The organism is Streptomyces sp. NPDC111802 (assembly GCF_055634335.1).
The window spans coordinates 170604-187602 of sequence record NZ_JBVKCZ010000018.1; the positions used below are offsets into that span (position 1 = coordinate 170604).

The following is a 16999-nucleotide window of genomic DNA, read 5'->3' on the forward strand; positions in this document are numbered from 1 at the left end:
TTCACGGCCACAGCTGTGCCTCCACCTCTTGGCAGGCCTCGTACGTGGGCAGCAGGCCGCGGTCCCGGGCCTCGGCGAGGGTGGGCGCGCTCAGGTCGCGCTGCGACTGGGCGGCCTTGAGCTCCGCCGGGAGCGGCAGGCCGAGTTCGGGATCGAAGGGGCTCACGGCGCGCTCGTTCTCGGGGACGTAGCCCTCGGACATCACGTAGACGACCATCGAGTCGTCGGCCAGGGACAGGAAGGCGTGGCCGACGCCGACCGGGATGTACAGGGCGCGGCAGTCGTCGCCGCCGATCTCGGTGGCCTCCCACTGGCCGAAGGTGGGCGAGCCGACCCTGAGGTCGATTAGGAAGTCCTGGACACGGCCGTAGGGGCAGTAGACGTACTTGGCCCGGCCGGGCGGGGTGGCGGTGTAGTGGATGCCGCGCAGCACGCCGCGGGCGGACAGGTTGTGGCTGATGTCCTTGACCGGGAACAGCGGCCGGCCGAGGGCCTCGGTGAACGCCGTGCCCTGGTACGGGGAGGAGAACAGGCCGCGGTCGTCCTTGTAGACGGGGGGCGTGAACTCGAAGGCACCCTCGATGCCCAGCTTGTGCACCTGCACGGCGCTCACTCGCCTTCCTGGTTGTCGTGCTTGACGCCGACGAAGAGGCCGTTGCCGGGGTACTCACCGGTGACGTACTCGACCGTGAACCCGGCGTCGGTGAACGCGGCCTCGTACTGGGCCCTGCTGTAGAGGGCCATGACATGGGTGTCGTCGAAGTGCCGGACGTCCTGCCCCGGCTTCCCGACCAGGTAGTGCACGTCCATGCGGCTGGCGTCGCCCGTGTCGTGCAGGACGGTGTGGGAGACGCGGGCGACGGTCATGCCGCCGTGGGTGACGACGTGGCCGCCGACGTGGCCGGGAGTGAAGTTCTCCGGGAACCACCAGGGCTCCAGGACGGCGACGCCGCCCGGGGCGAGATGGTGCGCGAACGAGCCGATGGTGGCCCTCAGTTCGTCCTCGCCGGTCAGGTTGCCGATGGCCGCGAAGAGGCACGCGACGGCGTCGAACCGGCGTTCCAGCCGGAAGGTGCGCATGTCGCCGCGCTCGACGGGGATGCCGGGGTGGTTGCGGCGGGCGACGTCCAGCATGCCGTCGGCCAGGTCGATGCCGCGCACGTCCCCGAACTCCTCGGCGAAGTGGGCGAGATGGCCGCCGGTGCCGCAGCCGACGTCCAGCAGCGAGGCGGCGGCCGGGAAGCGGGAGCGGATGTGCTTGGCGACGACGGCGGACTCGGCGCCGTAGTCCTTGCCGCGGCCGTTGTAGATCGCGTCGTAGACGTCACCGACGTCGTAGATGCCGAGGGGTGCCGTCCTGGATGCCTCAGACACGCGCGAGCACCTCCCGCAGCGCGCCGATGACCTTGTCCTGGAGCCCCTCCGACAGCGAGGGGTACATCGGCAGCGAGAAGATCTCGCCGGCCAGCTTCTCGGTGACCGGCAGGGAGCCCTCGGCCCAACCCAGGTCCGCATAGCCGGACATGGTGTGCACCGGCCACGGATAGCTGATGTTGAGGTGGATGTCGTAGGCCTTGAGCGCCTCGATGATCGCGTCACGCTTCGGGTGGCGGACGACGTAGACGTAGTAGACGTGGGTGTTGCCCGGGTTGGTGGCGGGCAGCAGCAGTCCGCCGGGCCCGGTGACGTCGGCGAGCTGCTCCTCGTAGCGGCGGGCGACTGCGCCCCGCCCTGCGACGTAGGCGTCGAGGCGGGTCAGCTTGCGGCGCAGGATCTCCGCCTGCACCTCGTCCAGGCGGGAGTTGTGGCCCGGCGAGCGCACCACGTAGTAGACCTTGTCCATGCCGTAGTAGCGCAGCTGCTTCATGGCCCGGTCGGTCTCGTCGTCGGCGGTGACGACGGCGCCGCCGTCGCCGTAGGCGCCGAGGACCTTGGTGGGGTAGAAGGAGAAGGCCGCCGCGTCGCCCAGGGTGCCGGTGAGCCTGCCGTGGTGGCGGGCGCCGTGCGACTGGGCGCAGTCCTCCAGGATCTTCAGGCCGTGCTTCTCGGCGATGCGCCTGAGCGGCTCCATGTCGACGCTCTGGCCGTAGAGATGGACCGGCAGCAGCGCCTTGGTGCGGGGCGTGACGGCCGCCTCGACCTGCTCGGTGTCGATGAGGAAGTCCTCCTCACGGACGTCCACGAACACCGGCGTGGCCCCGGCGCCGATGATGGCGACGACGGTGGGGGCGGCCGTGTTGGACACCGTGATGACCTCGTCACCCGGGCCGACGCCGAGCGCCTGAAGGGCGAGCTTGAGCGCGTTGGTGCCGTTGTCGACGCCGGTGGCGTGGGGCAGCCCGTGGTAGGCGGCGAACTCGGCCTCGAAGCCCTTGACGCTCTCGCCGAGCACCAGCTGACCGGACCCGAACACCTTCGCCACGGCGTCCAGGATGTCGTCCTTCTCGACTGCGTACTCCGGCAGATAGTCCCAGACTCGGGTGGTCACGCGATCGCCTCCTGCTTGAAGTTGCTCGGGTTTCGGTCGGGGCCGAGGCCGGGCCCGGTCTCCCGGGCGGCGGCCGGGCCGTAGGCGGCTTCGATACGGCGGAGCAGATCGGCCGGGGTCAGCACGTACTCCTGGGTGCCGACCGTCTCCAGCACGACGGTGGCCAGCGCGCAGCCCAGCCGGGCGGCCCACTGGGGCGGCAGCTCACGGGCGGTCCCGGCGAGGAAGCCCGCGCGGAACGCGTCGCCGACTCCGGTGGGGTCGACGGCCCGGTCGGTCGGTACGGCGACGACGTGCAGCCGCTCCCGGCCGGCGCGGGCGATGTCGACGCCGTCGGCGCCGCGGGTGATGACCCAGGCGCCGGTGCGCTTCAGCACCTCGTCCTCGGTCCAGCCGGTGCGCTCCAGGAGGAGGGCGGCCTCGTACTCGTTGGTGAACAACAGCCGTGCCCCGTCGACGAGTTGGCGCACCTGCTCACCGGTGAGCCGGGCCAGCTGCTGGGAGGGGTCGGCGGCGAACGGGATGCCCTGCTGCCGGCACTCGTCGGTGTGCCGGAGCATGGCCCCGGGGTCGTTGGGGCCGACGACCACCAGGTCGGGGCGTCCGGTGTGCTCGGCCACCTCGGCGAGGCTGATGCGGGAGGCCTCCGCCATGGCACCGGCGTAGAACGTGGCGATCTGGTTGTGGTCGAGGTCGGTCGTGCAGACGAAGCGGGCGGTGTGCAGGGTCTCGCTGACCAGCACGGCGTCCGTGGCGACCCCGTTCTCGCGCAGCCAGGCCGCGTACTCCGCGAAGTCCGTGCCGGCCGCGCCCACCAGCACCGGCGCGAGACCGAGGCGGGCCAGGCCCAGCGCGATGTTGGCGGCCACTCCCCCGCGGCGCACGTCCAGGCTGTCCGCGAGGAAGGACAGCGAGACCCGGTCCAGCCGGTCCGCGACGAACTGCTCGGTGAACCGGCCCGGGAAGGACAGCAGATGGTCGGTGGCGATGGAGCCCGTGACGGCGATACGCATCAGGCCCCGGCCGCCTTCCGCAGCGCCTCGACCCGGTCCGTCCGCTCCCAGGTGAACTCCGGCAGCTCACGGCCGAAGTGCCCGTACGCGGCGGTCTGGGCGTAGATCGGGCGCAGCAGGTCCAGGTCCCGGATGATCGCGGCCGGGCGCAGGTCGAAGACCTCGGAGATGGCCGACTGGATGTCGGCGACGCCGACCGTCTCGGTGCCGAAGGTCTCGACGAACAGGCCCACCGGCTCGGCCTTGCCGATCGCGTACGCCACCTGCACCTCGCAGCGCGAGGCAAGACCGGCCGCGACGACGTTCTTGGCGACCCAGCGCATCGCGTACGCCGCCGAACGGTCCACCTTGGACGGGTCCTTGCCGGAGAACGCGCCGCCACCGTGGCGGGCCATGCCGCCGTACGTGTCGATGATGATCTTCCGGCCGGTCAGCCCCGCGTCACCCATCGGACCGCCGATCTCGAAACGACCGGTCGGGTTCACCAGCAGGCGGTAGTTCTCGGTGTCCAGCTTGATGCCGTCGTCCAGCAGCGCCTTCAGCTCCGGCTCGACCACGAACTCCCGGATGTCGGGCGCGAGGAGGGAGTCCAGGTCGATTTCGGACGCGTGCTGGGAGGAGACCACCACCGTGTCCAGGCGTACGGCGCGGTCGCCGTCGTACTCGATGGTGACCTGCGTCTTCCCGTCCGGGCGCAGGTACGGGATCGTGCCGTTCTTGCGGACCTCGGACAGGCGCTTGGACAGACGGTGCGCCAGGAAGATCGGCAGCGGCATCAGGGTCGGCGTCTCGTCCGACGCATAGCCGAACATCAGGCCCTGGTCGCCCGCGCCGCCGGTGTCGACGCCCTGCGCGATGTCCGGGGACTGCGCGCCGATCGAGACGGACACGCCGCAGGAGGCGCCGTCGAAGCCCTTCTGCGAGGAGTCGTAGCCGATCTCCAGGACCTTGGCGCGGACCAGCTGGGCGATGGGCGCGTACGCCTGGGTCGTCACCTCGCCCGCGATGTGCACGAGCCCGGTGGTGATGAGGGTCTCGACGGCGACCCGGGAGGCCGGGTCCTCGCGCAGCAGCGCGTCGAGGATCGTGTCGCTGATCTGGTCGGCGATCTTGTCGGGGTGGCCCTCGGTGACGGACTCCGAGGTGAACAGGCGTACGGCCATGGGGGTTTCCTTCGGTGGGCCTCGGTGAGTGGGGGCTGGTGGGGGTGTCAGCGCGCGTCGGCCGCCGGGCCGAACCAGCGCTCCAGCGCCGCCGTCGCCGGCTCGTCGTCGGCGGAGGTCCAGGCGACGTAGCCGTCGGGCCGCACGAGGACGGCGGCTGCGCCGGCGAACGGGTCGCTGCGCGTCTCGGCGGCGTCGAGGGTCGCGGTCACCGTGACCACGCGGTCCTTCCAGCCCTCGGCGGCGCCGCGGAGCCCGGCGTCGTCGGTGAGGTCGAGCAGGACGCCCAGGGCCTCGTGCAGCAGTTCGGGGGTGGTGGTCCTCGTGCCTGCGGCGGTGCGCAGCGCGCGGGGCGGCAGCCGGCGGCCCAGCAGGGGGTGGCTCCCGGTGCCGAGGTCGTAGCGGAGGTCGAGGTGGCTGACCGAGCCCGCCAGATGGCGCTTGACGTCGTCGTACGTCATGAGTTCGGTGAGCAGTTCGCGCAGCGGGTCGGCCTCCTCGCCGCCGAGGAACACCATGCCCTGGGCGCGGGTGTTGCTCAGCAGGCGCTCGCCGACCGGGTGGCGCTCGGCGTGGTAGGAGTCGAGCAGGCTCTCGGGTGACCGGCCGGCCACCACGGCGGCCAGCTTCCAGCCGAGGTTGACCGCGTCCTGCACGCCGGTGCTCAGGCCCTGTCCGCCGGCCGGGAGGTGGATGTGCGCCGCGTCGCCGGCGAGCAGCACCCGGCCGCGCCGGTACTCGGTGACCTGACGGGTGGCGTCGGTGAAGGAGCTGACCCACTCGGCGCCGCCGTGCGAGATGTCCTCGCCGGTGATGCGCTGCCAGGCGTCGGCGACCTCCGTGAAGGAGACGGTCCGCTCGGTGCGGTCGCGGGGCGGGGTGCCGTGCGGGCAGACGATGACGCGGTCCACGCCCTCGGCGAGGGGGGCGGCCATCACCATGCCGTTCGGCAGCTTCTCGCCGAGGAACCGGGGCTTGAGGCCGCAGCCGACGACGTCGGCCAGATACATCTCGCGGGTGGCCGGGGTCCCCGGGAAGTCGAACCCGGCCTCCTTGCGGACCACGCTGTGCCCGCCGTCGCAGCCGACCAGCCAGCCGGCGGTGAGCCGTTGCTCGCCCTGCGGGGTGACGAAGGTGGCCTCGACGCGGTCGCCGTGGTCGGTCAGGGCCGTGAGCCGCCGGCCGCGCCGGATGTCCGCGCCCAGCTCACCGGCCCACTGCTCCAGGACGGCCTCGGTCTGCGACTGGGGTATGCCGCGGGCGCCGAAGTGGGCGTCCTCCAGCACGGTGTAGTCGAACTGCACGCCGCCGAAGTGGCCGAGCGGGCTGGTCTCCAGACCGCCGAACCCGGGCAGCAGGCCGCGCTGGTCGAAGGCCTCCATGGCGCGGGCGGTGAAGCCCAGGCCGCGCGACTGCCCCGTGGGCTCGTCGAGCAGCTCCGCCACGACGACCCGCGCCCCGCCGAGCCGAAGCTCGCTGGCCAGCATCAGCCCGGTGGGCCCGGCACCGACGATGATCACATCCGCGTCCACGAACGTCCCCTCCTGTCTGCGTTGGTGTGATGTGCCTGTGAGGTGACCGGGCGTCAGGCGGCGGCCGACTGGCGGGCGGTGTCCCGGACGGGCCGCCACCACTGCGGGTTGTCGCGGTACCAGGCGACCGTCGCGGCCAGCCCGTCCTCGAACGACGTCCGGGGCGCCCAGCCGAGCTCCGCGCGGATCTTGGTGTCGTCGAGGGCGTACCGCAGGTCGTGTCCCTTGCGGTCGGTGACGTGCCGGATCATCGAGCGGTCGGCTCCGCAGAGCTTCAGGATCCGCTCGGTCAGGGCCAGGTTGGTCAGCTCGTCGCCGCTGCCGACGTTGTAGATCTCGCCGGCCCCGCCCCGCGTCAGCACCAGGTGGACGGCCCGGCAGTGGTCGTCGACGTGCAGCCACTCGCGCCGGTTGCGCCCGTCGCCGTAGACCGGGACCTCGATGCCCTGCAGAAGGTTGGTGACGAAGAGCGGGATCAGCTTCTCGGGGTGCTGGTAGGGGCCGTAGTTGTTGGAGCAGCGGGTCACCGAGACGTCGAGGGCGTGGGTGCGCCAGTAGGAGCGGGCGACGAGGTCGGAGCTCGCCTTGGAGGCCGCGTACGGGGAGTTGGGCAGCAGCGGCCACTCCTCGGTCCAGGAGCCCTCGTCGATGGAGCCGTACACCTCGTCGGTGGAGACGTGCACGACGCGCTCCACACCGGTGTCCAGCGCGGCGTCCAGCACGGTCTGGGTGCCGAGCGCGTTGGTACGGACGAACTCGGCGGCGCCGGTGACGGACCGGTCGACGTGGGACTCGGCGGCGAAGTGGACGATCGCGTCGTGCCCCGGCAGCAGCTCCAGCAGCAGCTCCCGGTCGCAGATGTCGCCGTGGACGAAGGTCAGCCGCGGGTCGTCGGCGGGCAGGTTGGCCCGGTTGCCGGCGTAGGTCAGCTTGTCGAGGACCGTGACGGCGGTACCCCGCCCCTCGTCGTAGTCGCCCGCGAGGAGGGAGCGCACGTAGTGGGAGCCGATGAATCCGGCGCCCCCGGTCACCAGCAGTCTCATGACGTGGCCCCCAGCAGCTCCGGCAGGCGCGTCATGACATCGGCGGGGGTCGGCATGGCGCGCATCTCGGCGGCCACGTCCTGGCTCGCCTTGCGGTAGCCCGGCGCGCCGAGCACCTCGCGCAGGGCGGCGGCGATGTCCGCGCCGGTGGCCTTACGGCCCTCCAGCATCAGACCGGCGCCGCGGGCCACCGGGACCTGGGCGTTGGCCCAGCCGTCGTCGTGCGCCATGGGCACGCCGAGCTGGGGCACACCGGCGTCGAAGGCGGCGTACATGGTGCCCATGCCGCCGTGGTGCACGATCGCGTCGCAGGTGGCGAGCAGCGCGCGCAGCGGCATCCAGTCGACCGTGCGCACATGGCTCGGCAACGGCGAGGGCAGCGCGGTCAGTTCGGCGCCGCTGGTGGTGAGGACCACCTCGACGTCGAGTTCCTCGGTGCCCTTGAGGATGTCGCGCAGATGGGCGCCGTCGCTGTAGAAGACGCGCATGGAGCCGAGCGTGACGGCGATCCTGGGCTTCTCGCCGCGCCTGAGCGCCCAGTCGGGCAGTTCGGCGCCGCCCGTGTAGGGGGCGTACCGCATCGGCAGGGTGTGGCCGGCGCCGCCCTGGTGCGGGGCGTCCTGGTGGATGGTCTCCAGGGAGGCCGGGCTCAGGTCGATCTCCACCTCGGCCTCGGCCGGGTCTGTGACGCCGAAGCGCTCGGCCACGGGGGCGAGGCGGTTGAGGGCGGGGCGGAAGGTAGGCCGGCGGGTGCCGATGCCGTGCAGGACGGCGGGCACACCGGCGGCGCGGGCGGCGAGCAGTCCGGCCACGGCGGGCGGGCAGTAGACGACGGCGTCGGCCTTCCAGGTCCTCGCGATGTCGACCAGGCCGTCGGCCATCCCGCCGGCGACCTCCGCGAAGACCCCGGCGACATGCTCGATCACCTCGCCCGGGGTGAGATTCCAGCTCACGTCGGTCTCGGTGAAGCGTCGGACGAGATCGTCGTACGGCCGTACGGACCGGCCGTCGTCGGTGGCGACGGTGTGCAGCCCGGCCGAGGCCGCCGTGGTCCGCGCCGAGCCGTTCGCCGCGACGAGCACGTCGTGGCCGGCGGCGAGGGCGGCGTGGGCCAGCGGGACCAGGGGCAGCATGTGCGAGGCCCCCGGGATGGTGGTGAACATGTAGCGCATGGCTGTGGCTTCTCCGGTCCGGGTCAGAGGGACGTCAGCTCGCGGCGGAGCGCGAGTGCCACACGCGGAAGGTGTTCGCCCAGCGCGAGGTGGCCAGGGAACGGGCGCGCACCCGGCCCTTCTGGACTTCGAGCGGCCGCTGCTCGTCGGGCAGCGTGTGGAAGGCGTCGTAGGCCTCCTTGCTGTCCCACTGCGCGTAGTTGACGAGGGCCGTGCCGTCGAGGGAGCGGAAGTAGGCGTGGGAGCGGTAGCCGGGGACCGTCAGCAGCCAGTCGTCGGGCTTGGCGAGCGCGTCGACGAGGGCCTTCTGGTTCTCCGGCTCGCAGCGCAGCACGAAGATCACGGTGTAGTCGTCGCGCTGTGTGGAGATCTCGGCGGCGTCCCCGAGCGAGGGGTGCCGCTGGGCGAAGACCGCCTCGGTCTGGATGAGCTGGACGGTGGTGGCGAGCCGGTGGAACTCCGGCACCGTCTTCGTCCTGAACTTCTCCCCCTGATACCGCGCCTTGAGGTCCTCGGCGCTGCGCCACTGAATGTAGTTGGCGGTTCCCGGGGTGTCCTCGCCGGCGTGCACGGTGGAGGATATCCAGCCGGGATAATCGGCGTTGTCGACGATGTCCCGCATGGCCTGAAGCACCAGGTCCTGCTTTTCCCGGTCCTCGGTGTCGAACAGGTTGAACAGGGTCATGTAGCCGTCGTCGGGCGAGATGAAAGGCATGACTCTCCGCAGTTCGAGAAATGAAGGTGAACTCTCAGCCGGCCGCGGCGATTTCCATCACGTAGCGGCCGTACGAGGACTTCGCGAGCTTCGTGCCGAGCCGGTGGCAGGCCTCGCGGTCGATGAATCCCATGCGCCAGGCGATTTCCTCGATACAGGCGATCCGGACGCCCTGGCGATGCTCCAGGATCTGCACGTACTGGCCGGCCTCGGTGAGGGCGTCGTGCGTGCCCGTGTCCAACCAGGCGAAGCCGCGCCCGAGGGAGATCAGCCGCGCCTTGCCCCGTTCCAGATAGACCCGGTTGACGTCGGTGATCTCCAGCTCGCCCCGCGCGGAGGGGCGCAGGTTCTTGGCGATGTCGACCACGTCGTTGTCGTAGAGGTAGAGCCCGGTGATGGCCAGGTTGGACCTGGGCCGGGCCGGCTTCTCCTCCAGCGAGACCAGGTTGCCGTCCGCGTCCACCTCGCCGACGCCGTACCGCTCGGGGTCGCGCACGGGGTAGCCGAACAGCACACATCCGTCGACGTCCACGACCGCGTCCTGGAGGATGCCGCTGAAGCCGAGGCCGTGGAAGATGTTGTCGCCGAGGACCAGGGCCACCGAGTCGTCACCCACGTGGTCGGCGCCGATGACGAACGCGTCGGCGAGACCGCGTGGTTCGTCCTGCTCCGCGTAGGTCAGATTCAGTCCGTAGTCCGAACCGTCCCCAAGCAGCCGCTGAAAACCACCCAGATCACGCGGCGCGGAAATGATCTGGATATCGGTGATGCCGGCGAGCATCAGCACCGAAAGCGGGTAGTAAATCATTGGCTTGTCGTACACCGGGAGCAATTGCTTCGACATTCCCAGGGTGATCGGCTGCAGCCTTGTCCCATGGCCTCCGGCCAGGATGATCCCTTTCACTGTCCCTGCCTCCAGGCAAATTCTGCCGGTTCGCGCGGTCGGGGGAGCCGATGACCAGCTTTCTCGGACGTACGGGCGGATTCAAGGGCCGCCAGGTCAGAGCGATGTCAATTTCTGTCAGAAGTGCCGAACCAGGTGTTCAGGGCATTTTCCGTATCGCCGTCCCCGCCGGTCCACGCGATGTATCCGTCCGGCCGCACGAGCACGGCACGGGCGGCACGAAGCGGGCCCTGAGCCTCCGGGCGGGCGGTCACCGTGACGATCCGGTCCGCCCAGGGCCGGGCGACGGTGCGCAGGCGCGCGTCGCCGGCCAGGTCGAGCAACAGGCCCCGTCCGGAGGTGCGCAGCAGGTCGGCGGTGCTCAACGGGCCGTCCGGGCCGCTGAGTCGGGTGTACGGCAGCCGGGTGCCGAGCAGTGGATCCGCGTGCCGCGTGCCGTACCGGATGTCGAGTCCGGAGATCATCCCCGCCAAGTGCGCCCGCACCTCGGGCCGTTCGGCGATCAGCTCGCCGAGCAGCGCCCGCACCGGCTCCACCTCGGGCCCGCCGAGCAGCAGCAGCGCCTGCGCCCGGATGTTGGCGAGGACGCGCCGGCCGACCGCGTGCCGCTCGGCGTGATACGTGTCCAGCAGTCCGGCCGGGGCCCGCCCACGCACCTCGGCGGCGAGTTTCCAGCCGAGGTTGACGGCGTCCTGGAGCCCGAGGTTGAGCGCCTGGCCGCCGGCGGGCATCTGCCGGTGGGCCGCGTCACCGGCGAACAGCACGGGCCCCCGACGGTATTCGACGAGCTGCCGGTTGGCGTCCCCGAAGGAGTTCACCCACAGCGGGGTTCCCCCGCTGATGTCCTCCCCCGTGACCCGTTTCCACACCTGGGCCACCTCGGCGAACTCGGGCTCGGCGGAACGTGGCCCGGCGGCGGAGCCGAACTCGTGGACCATCACCCGGGTGACCCCGTCACCGCGCCGGGCGGCGATAGCGAGGCCCTTCTCCAGCCGCTCGAAACGCCGGTTGGGCACGTCGATCCCGGCCACGTCCGCCCGCAGCAGCTCCCGCCCCGCGTCCCGCCCGGGGAACTCGGCCCCGGTCAGCCGCCGCAGGGTGCTGTCCTCGCCGTCGCAGCCGACCACGAACCGTGCCCGGATCCGCAGCGCCCGTCCGCCGGGCCCCGCCGCGACCGCCTCGACACCGTCCTCGCCGAGCCGCACGGCCCGCAGCTCGTGCCCGCGCCGCAGATCCGCGCCGAGCCCGAGCGCCCAGTCCCGCAGCAGCTCCTCGGTACGGGTCTGCGGCACCTTCCACTGCCCCGGCCAGGGGCTGGGCAGCGTCAGGTCCAGCGGCACCCCGCCGAAGTGGCCGCGGGGCTCGTCGGGCGGGGTGCCCAGGGCGTCCAGCAGGCCGCGGCTGTCGAGGAGTTCCATGGTGCGGGCGTGCAGCGTGGAGGCGCGCGACTCGGTGGTCGGCGCGGCCCGCCGCTCCAGTACGACCGTCCCGGCACCGCCGAGCCGCAGCTCCCCGGCGAGCATCAGCCCGACGGGGCCCGCGCCGACGACGAGGACATCGGTCTCCAGTGCGCGCGCGGCCACGGTCAACTCCTGTTCTCGGCGTAGTCCTTGGCATGGCCGAGGGTGGCGCGGCTGTTGGTGCTGAGCGCGTTCTGCACATACGCGCGCGCGTCCGCGACGGTGGCGTCCGCGCCGAGGATCCTCGCGATGTTGGCGGTGTTGAGGACCACCGTGTGCTGTGAGGAGGCGGCGACGCCGGAGGCGTTCTCGGCGAAGGTCCAGTAGCCGGTGTGCAGGGTCATCAGCGCGGGCAGGGTGACCTGCTTGTAGGCGATCCTGTGGTGCGGGAAGGTCACCCGGTACGACTTGGTGGTGTGCGTCGAGCCGTCCTTGGCCCGGGTGTCCATCTCCAGGGTCTGCAGCCCCGGGGTGTCCTCGCTGAACCTGACGGAGGCCACGTGCGGCAGCCGCTCCACCCAGAGCCCGGCCTCGTTGACGAAGTCGTAGGCGTCCTTGGCGGAGCCGTCGATCTGCACGGTGTCCTCGAAGGAGAAGGTGATCTCCTCGGAGGCGTGGGCGAGTTCGACGTTGGTCTTCAGCGCGGCCAGCTCGGAGCGCGAGTTGCGGTCGACGGCCTCGTCGATCCACTGCAGGCCCTCGGGGTCGTCGTCGACGGCCCGGTAGTCGTGCAGCAGCCGGATCCTGGACGAGGTTCCGGACAGCGGCTCGATGATCCAGGCGCCGCCCATCGCGGCGACGGGCGGGGTGGAGACCTCCTGCCGGAAGGTGATCCGCAGACCGTCCGGGTCGAGGGTGCGGCGGGAGGTCCAGTTCTTGGCCTCGCCGTTGGCGGTGGCCCAGATCCGTATCCGCTCCTCGCCCTCGCCGCGCTCCAGGTGGTCGACGTAGATGGTGGGCGGGAAGATCCGCGGCCAGTTCTCCACCTCGGCGATGAGCCGGTAGACGGCGGGGGCGGGGGCGTCGACGGTGATCTCGTGCTCGACCTGACGAGTCGTCATGGCGTGCTCTCCTCGGATGTCAGAAGTTGCCCAGCCCACCGCAGACGTTCAGGGCCTGCGAGGTGATGGAGGCGGCGGTGTCGGAGGCGAGGTAGCCGACGAGACCCGCGACCTCCTCGGGGGTCGAGTAGCGGCCGAGCGGGATCTTCGCCTGGAACTTCTCCAGGATCGCGTCCTCGGTGGTGTCGTAGGCGGCGGCGTACCCGGCGCGCACCCGCTGGGCCATCGGGGTCTCGACATAGCCGGGGCAGACCGCGTTGACGGTGATGCCGGTCGGCGCGAGCTCGTTGCCGAGCGCCTTGGTGAAGCCGACGACGCCGTGCTTGGAGGCGGAGTACGGGGCGCCGAGGACGACGCCCTGCTTGCCGGCGGTGGAGGCGACGTTGATGATGCGCCCGCGGTCCTTCTCCCGCATCCCCCCGGTGTTGAGCACCTCACGGGTCATCCGGAAGACGCTGTTGAGGTTGGTGTCGATGACGTCTTCCCACAGCTCGTCGGCGATGTCGGCGGTGACCCCGCCACCGCTGCGACCGGCGTTGTTGACCAGGACATCGACGGTGCCGAAGCGGTCGACGGCCGCCTGCACAAAGGCCTTGACCCCGTCGGCGGACCGCACGTCCACGGCGGCGCCGTCGACGTCCAGCCCCTCCTCACGGAGCTCCTTGACGGTGGACGCCACGTTCTCGGGGGTACGGGCGCCGAGGAAGACCCGGTGCCCCTGCCCGGCGAGGAGCCGGGCGACGGCGAGCCCGATGCCGCTGGTGGCTCCGGTGACGAGGGCTACGCGCTGGTGCTGCTGCGCCATGTTTCTCTCCCGTGGGGGTGCGTTGACTGGTTCGTGGCGGGGCGGGCGGGGCGGGTCTCGGGTCCCGCCCCGCGGTGAAAGGGGGCGCGCGTCAGGCCGCGGCGCCGACTCCGAGCACGGTGTTGACGGCCGCGATCAGCGCGCGCGGAGTGTGGGCGTCGGTCAGGACGTCGTCGTCGAGCGTGATCCCGAACTCCCGCTCGATCCGCCCACCGGTCTCCAGCAGCGCGAGCGACTCGTACCCGAGCTCCTCGAACCCGGTGTCGAGAATGTCGCCGTCGAGGTCGACGCCCTCATCGGCGCCGGCGCCTTCGAGGAGGATGCGCTTGAGGTCGTCCAGGGTGAATTGGGTGGTGGCCACGGGTGGTTGGTCCCTTCGTGTCGTGTTACGTACGTCATTCGCTGCCGGTCGGCACCTCTCAGTGCTCCGGGCACTCTCAGCCCGTCCGGCGCTTGAGGACGAGGCCCGTTCAGGGCCGAAGCGGGGGTCTGGGGGCGGCAGCCCCCAGGGACGGGACGGGTAGGGGCGGCGGGGGCGAAGAAAGACCGGCGCCGCTACTCCACGCCCCGCACCACAACCGCCGAGTTGAACCCGCCCTGCCCCCGAGCCAGCACAACCGCCGTACGCACATCGGCAGCGCGCGCCTGACCGGCGACCAGGTCAAGCCCGTACTCGGGCAGGGGCTCACTGTTGACCGTGGGCGGAATCAACCCCTCCGCCATGGCGAGGAACGCCGCCGCGAGATCCAGCGGCGCGGCCCCGGAGTACAGCCGCCCCGTCATCGTCTTGGGCGCGGTGACCGGCACACCCCCCACCCCGAAGACCGAGTTGATCGCCTCCGCCTCGACCCGGTCGAGCTCCGGCACGGCCGCCGCGTCCGCGAAGACGACATCGACGTCACCGGCCCGCACCCCGGCATCCGCGAGCGCGGTCTCCAGCGCCCGCCGCAGCCCGGGCTCACCCCCGCCACCAGGCCGAGGATCGATCGTCGCGCCGTACCCGGCGATCTCTCCGTAGACCTTCGCGCCCCGCGCACGAGCCGCCTCGACGGACTCCATGATCAGAATCGCCCCGCCCTCACCGGGCACATGCCCGCGCGCCTCACCGTCGAACGGCAGGTACGCGCGCGTGGGCTCATCACTGGTGCTCAGCCGGTCACCGGCCAGCTGCGCCACCCACCCCCAAGGACAGATGGACGCGTCCACCGCCCCGGACACGATCAGCGAGGTCCCCTTACGGATCTGCCGTCGCGCCTGGGCGACCGCGTCCAGCCCGCCGGCCTGGTCGCTGACGACGACCCCGCTCGGCCCCTTCATCCCGTTGCGGATGGAGATCTGGCCGCTGTTGACGGCGTAGAACCAGGCGAAGGACTGATACGCGCTGACATGCTGGCTGCCCAGACTCCACAGCTTGCGCAGCTCGTTCTGCCCGAACTCGAACCCACCGGAGTGACTCGCGGTCACCACACCCATGTCGAACTCGGGCAGCTCCGCGGGCGTCACTCCCGCGTCGGCGAGCGCCCAGTCGGTCGCGACCAGGGCGAGCCGTGTCATCCGGTCGGTCTGCGGCAGCAGCCGGTTCGGCAGATGGTCCTCGGCGACGAACCCCGGTATCTCCCCGGCCAGCCGCGCCGGGTACTGGGACGGATCGAAGCGGGTGATCCGCCCGATGCCGCTCTTGCCGCCCTTGGTCGCGGCCCAGAAGTCCCTGGTGCCCAGCCCGTTGGGGGACACCACTCCGAGACCGGTCACCACCACGGCCGTACTCATGCCGCACTCCTCTCGGGCCGGGCGAGCACCATGGCGCTCTGGAAGCCGCCGAACCCGCTGCCGACCGAGAGCACCGCGTCGGTGATCTGGTCACGGGCTGTCAGCGGCACATAGTCGAGGTCGCACTCGGGGTCGGGGGTGTGCAGATTGGCGGTCGGCGGCACCACGTTGTGCTCCATCGCCAGCGCGGAGGCAGCGATCTCGATGGAACCGATCGCGCCCAGCGAGTGCCCGACCATCGACTTGATGGAGCTGACCGGGGTCCGGTACGCGTGCTCGCCCAGGCTGCGCTTGAAGGCGGCGGTCTCGTGGCGGTCGTTCTGCTTCGTGCCCGAGCCGTGGGCGTTGACGTAGTCGATCTGCTCCGGGTTCATCCGCGCCTCGCCCAGCGCGACCCGGATCGCCTCGGCCATCTCCGCGCCGTCCGGCCGAAGTCCGGTCATGTGGTACGCGTTGCTGCGCGTGGCGTACCCGGCGATCTCCGCGTAGATATGGGCCCCGCGCCGCCGGGCGCTGCCCAGCTCCTCCAGGACGAACACCGCCGCGCCCTCGCCGAGGACGAAGCCGTTGCGGGTGCCGTCGAAGGGACGGGAGGCGCGCTCCGGCTCGTCATGGCGCGGGGTGGTCGCCTTGATCGCGTCGAAGCAGGCCATCGTGATCGGCGAGATCGGCGCGTCCGAGGAGCCCGCGATCACCACGTCCGTGGAGCCCTCCCGGATCAGCTCCGCCGCGTATCCGACCGAGTCGATGCCCGAGGTGCACCCGGTGGACACCACGGAGCTGGGTCCCTGGGCACCGACCGCCCAGGCCACCTCGGTGGCGAAGGAGCTCGGCACCAGATAGTTGTAGAGATGCGGCACGGCGTACGCGTGGTCGACGAGATCCAGGCGGCCGCCGTCACTGACGATCCGGTACTCCTCGTCGAGCCCCATCGTGGCGCCGACGGCGCTGCCGATGGTGACGCCCACCCGGTACGGGTCGTACTCCTCCACCTCGATACCGCTGTCGGCGACCGCACCGCGCGCCGCGACCACCGCGAACTGCGCGGCGCGGTCCATCCTGCGGACCTCCTGCGGGCTCAGCCCGTGCTCCTCGGGATCGAAGTCGATCTCCGCGGCCACCCGGGAACGGAACGGGGAGGGGTCGAAGAAGGTGATGCCACGGGTCGCGGTCCGGCCCTCGCTCAGCAGGCTCCAGAAGTTCTTGGTGCCGATGCCGCCGGGGGCGAGGACCTCCATCCCCGTGATGACGACTCGTCGCGACGTCACGCGGACGCCTCCCAGTTGTAGAAGCGCGTCGCCATGGCGTCGGCCGGCGAACGCCAGGTCGCCGGGTCGTAGGCCTCGATGAACGGCTTGAGGTCGTCACTGATCCGAATGAACCGCGGATCGGCCTTCGCCTGCTCGATCAGTTCACCGCCGTTGTCCGAGTCGAAGTCCTGAAGATGGAAGTAAAGGCCCCGGTACGAGAACAATTGGCGGCGCCGGGTGCCCATGCGGTGCGGCATGTCGCCGGCGTCGAACTCCGCGAACAGTTTCGCCACGTCGATGCTGGAGTCGGGATCCATCCGAGCCACGATCAAGGTGCTGTGCATGCGTCTCTCCTCCACGACAGAGTTTCCCGGTGATTCCACGCGCGGTGACCGGATGAATTCACATCGAATGGCTCCCGGAGAATTTCCGAGAAGCGCGAGAAAGGGGATCTGGCATCCAGGTTCGTCGCTTTTACGGCCGCTTTCAAGGGAGTTCAGGTCAGACGAATGTCAAACCCCGTCAGAATCAGTCCTTGATTTCGCAGATGGCGGCGCCGGAGGTGAGGGAGGCGCCGACTTCGGCGGACAGGCCCTTGATGGTGCCGGCCTTGTGCGCGTTGA

General features: G+C 71.0%; 17 protein-coding genes and 1 pseudogene. All 18 read right to left on the bottom strand.

The window, feature by feature from the left end; translation table 11 throughout:
- Window position 1: 1 nt before the first annotated feature.
- The 18 genes and pseudogenes from ACZ7NC_RS21650 to ACZ7NC_RS21735 all read right to left on the bottom strand — a co-directional run bounded on the left by ACZ7NC_RS21650 (window position 2) and on the right by ACZ7NC_RS21735 (window position 16720).
- Window positions 2-613, bottom strand: a complete 612-nt coding sequence (locus ACZ7NC_RS21650) for a dTDP-4-dehydrorhamnose 3,5-epimerase family protein (protein WP_471490447.1) — start codon at window positions 611-613, stop codon at window positions 2-4.
- Window positions 610-1374, bottom strand: a complete 765-nt coding sequence (locus ACZ7NC_RS21655; protein ID WP_471490448.1) for a class I SAM-dependent methyltransferase — start codon at window positions 1372-1374, stop codon at window positions 610-612. Before ACZ7NC_RS21655 ends, ACZ7NC_RS21650 begins: the two co-directional genes overlap by 4 nt.
- Complete coding sequence (locus tag ACZ7NC_RS21660) at window positions 1367-2488, bottom strand: DegT/DnrJ/EryC1/StrS family aminotransferase (protein ID WP_471490449.1); 1122 nt, start codon at window positions 2486-2488, stop codon at window positions 1367-1369. The genes ACZ7NC_RS21655 and ACZ7NC_RS21660 overlap by 8 nt, the downstream gene beginning before the upstream one ends.
- Complete coding sequence (locus ACZ7NC_RS21665) at window positions 2485-3501, bottom strand: carbohydrate kinase family protein (RefSeq protein WP_471490450.1); 1017 nt, start codon at window positions 3499-3501, stop codon at window positions 2485-2487. The genes ACZ7NC_RS21660 and ACZ7NC_RS21665 overlap by 4 nt, the downstream gene beginning before the upstream one ends.
- Complete coding sequence (gene metK, locus ACZ7NC_RS21670) at window positions 3501-4664, bottom strand: methionine adenosyltransferase (protein ID WP_471490451.1); 1164 nt, start codon at window positions 4662-4664, stop codon at window positions 3501-3503. The genes ACZ7NC_RS21665 and metK overlap by 1 nt, the downstream gene beginning before the upstream one ends.
- Before the next feature lie 47 nt (window positions 4665-4711).
- Complete coding sequence (locus ACZ7NC_RS21675; protein WP_471490452.1) at window positions 4712-6196, bottom strand: FAD-dependent monooxygenase; 1485 nt, start codon at window positions 6194-6196, stop codon at window positions 4712-4714.
- A 53-nt stretch (window positions 6197-6249) separates the two neighbouring features.
- On the bottom strand, window positions 6250-7239 hold the full coding sequence (gene rfbB, locus ACZ7NC_RS21680; protein WP_471490453.1) for a dTDP-glucose 4,6-dehydratase: 990 nt from the start codon (window positions 7237-7239) through the stop codon (window positions 6250-6252).
- Window positions 7236-8411, bottom strand: a complete 1176-nt coding sequence (locus tag ACZ7NC_RS21685) for a nucleotide disphospho-sugar-binding domain-containing protein (protein ID WP_471490454.1) — start codon at window positions 8409-8411, stop codon at window positions 7236-7238. The genes rfbB and ACZ7NC_RS21685 overlap by 4 nt, the downstream gene beginning before the upstream one ends.
- A 34-nt stretch (window positions 8412-8445) precedes the next feature.
- Complete coding sequence (locus ACZ7NC_RS21690) at window positions 8446-9126, bottom strand: antibiotic biosynthesis monooxygenase family protein (protein ID WP_471490456.1); 681 nt, start codon at window positions 9124-9126, stop codon at window positions 8446-8448.
- A 34-nt stretch (window positions 9127-9160) separates the two neighbouring features.
- On the bottom strand, window positions 9161-10030 hold the full coding sequence (gene rfbA / locus ACZ7NC_RS21695; protein ID WP_471490458.1) for a glucose-1-phosphate thymidylyltransferase RfbA: 870 nt from the start codon (window positions 10028-10030) through the stop codon (window positions 9161-9163).
- Between the two features lie 107 nt (window positions 10031-10137).
- Window positions 10138-11613 (bottom strand): FAD-dependent monooxygenase, encoded by a 1476-nt coding sequence (locus tag ACZ7NC_RS21700; RefSeq protein WP_471490460.1) that lies wholly within the window; start codon window positions 11611-11613, stop codon window positions 10138-10140.
- Window positions 11614-11615: 2 nt separating this feature from the next.
- Window positions 11616-12551, bottom strand: coding sequence for an aromatase/cyclase (locus ACZ7NC_RS21705; protein WP_471490462.1), 936 nt, complete (start codon window positions 12549-12551; stop codon window positions 11616-11618).
- A 19-nt stretch (window positions 12552-12570) separates the two neighbouring features.
- Window positions 12571-13356 (bottom strand): 3-oxoacyl-ACP reductase FabG, encoded by a 786-nt coding sequence (gene fabG / locus ACZ7NC_RS21710; RefSeq protein ID WP_471490463.1) that lies wholly within the window; start codon window positions 13354-13356, stop codon window positions 12571-12573.
- A 91-nt stretch (window positions 13357-13447) separates the two neighbouring features.
- Complete coding sequence (locus ACZ7NC_RS21715; RefSeq protein WP_471490464.1) at window positions 13448-13717, bottom strand: acyl carrier protein; 270 nt, start codon at window positions 13715-13717, stop codon at window positions 13448-13450.
- Between the two features lie 74 nt (window positions 13718-13791).
- Window positions 13792-13964: pseudogene (locus tag ACZ7NC_RS21720) on the bottom strand (cobyrinate a,c-diamide synthase); the annotation flags it as partial.
- Window positions 13912-15126, bottom strand: a complete 1215-nt coding sequence (locus ACZ7NC_RS21725; RefSeq protein WP_471490466.1) for a ketosynthase chain-length factor — start codon at window positions 15124-15126, stop codon at window positions 13912-13914. The pseudogene ACZ7NC_RS21720 and the gene ACZ7NC_RS21725, both read right to left, overlap by 53 nt.
- On the bottom strand, window positions 15123-16394 hold the full coding sequence (locus ACZ7NC_RS21730) for a beta-ketoacyl-[acyl-carrier-protein] synthase family protein (protein ID WP_471490467.1): 1272 nt from the start codon (window positions 16392-16394) through the stop codon (window positions 15123-15125). The genes ACZ7NC_RS21725 and ACZ7NC_RS21730 overlap by 4 nt, the downstream gene beginning before the upstream one ends.
- On the bottom strand, window positions 16391-16720 hold the full coding sequence (locus ACZ7NC_RS21735) for a TcmI family type II polyketide cyclase (RefSeq protein WP_107905485.1): 330 nt from the start codon (window positions 16718-16720) through the stop codon (window positions 16391-16393). The genes ACZ7NC_RS21730 and ACZ7NC_RS21735 overlap by 4 nt, the downstream gene beginning before the upstream one ends.
- Window positions 16721-16999: the final 279 nt, after the last annotated feature.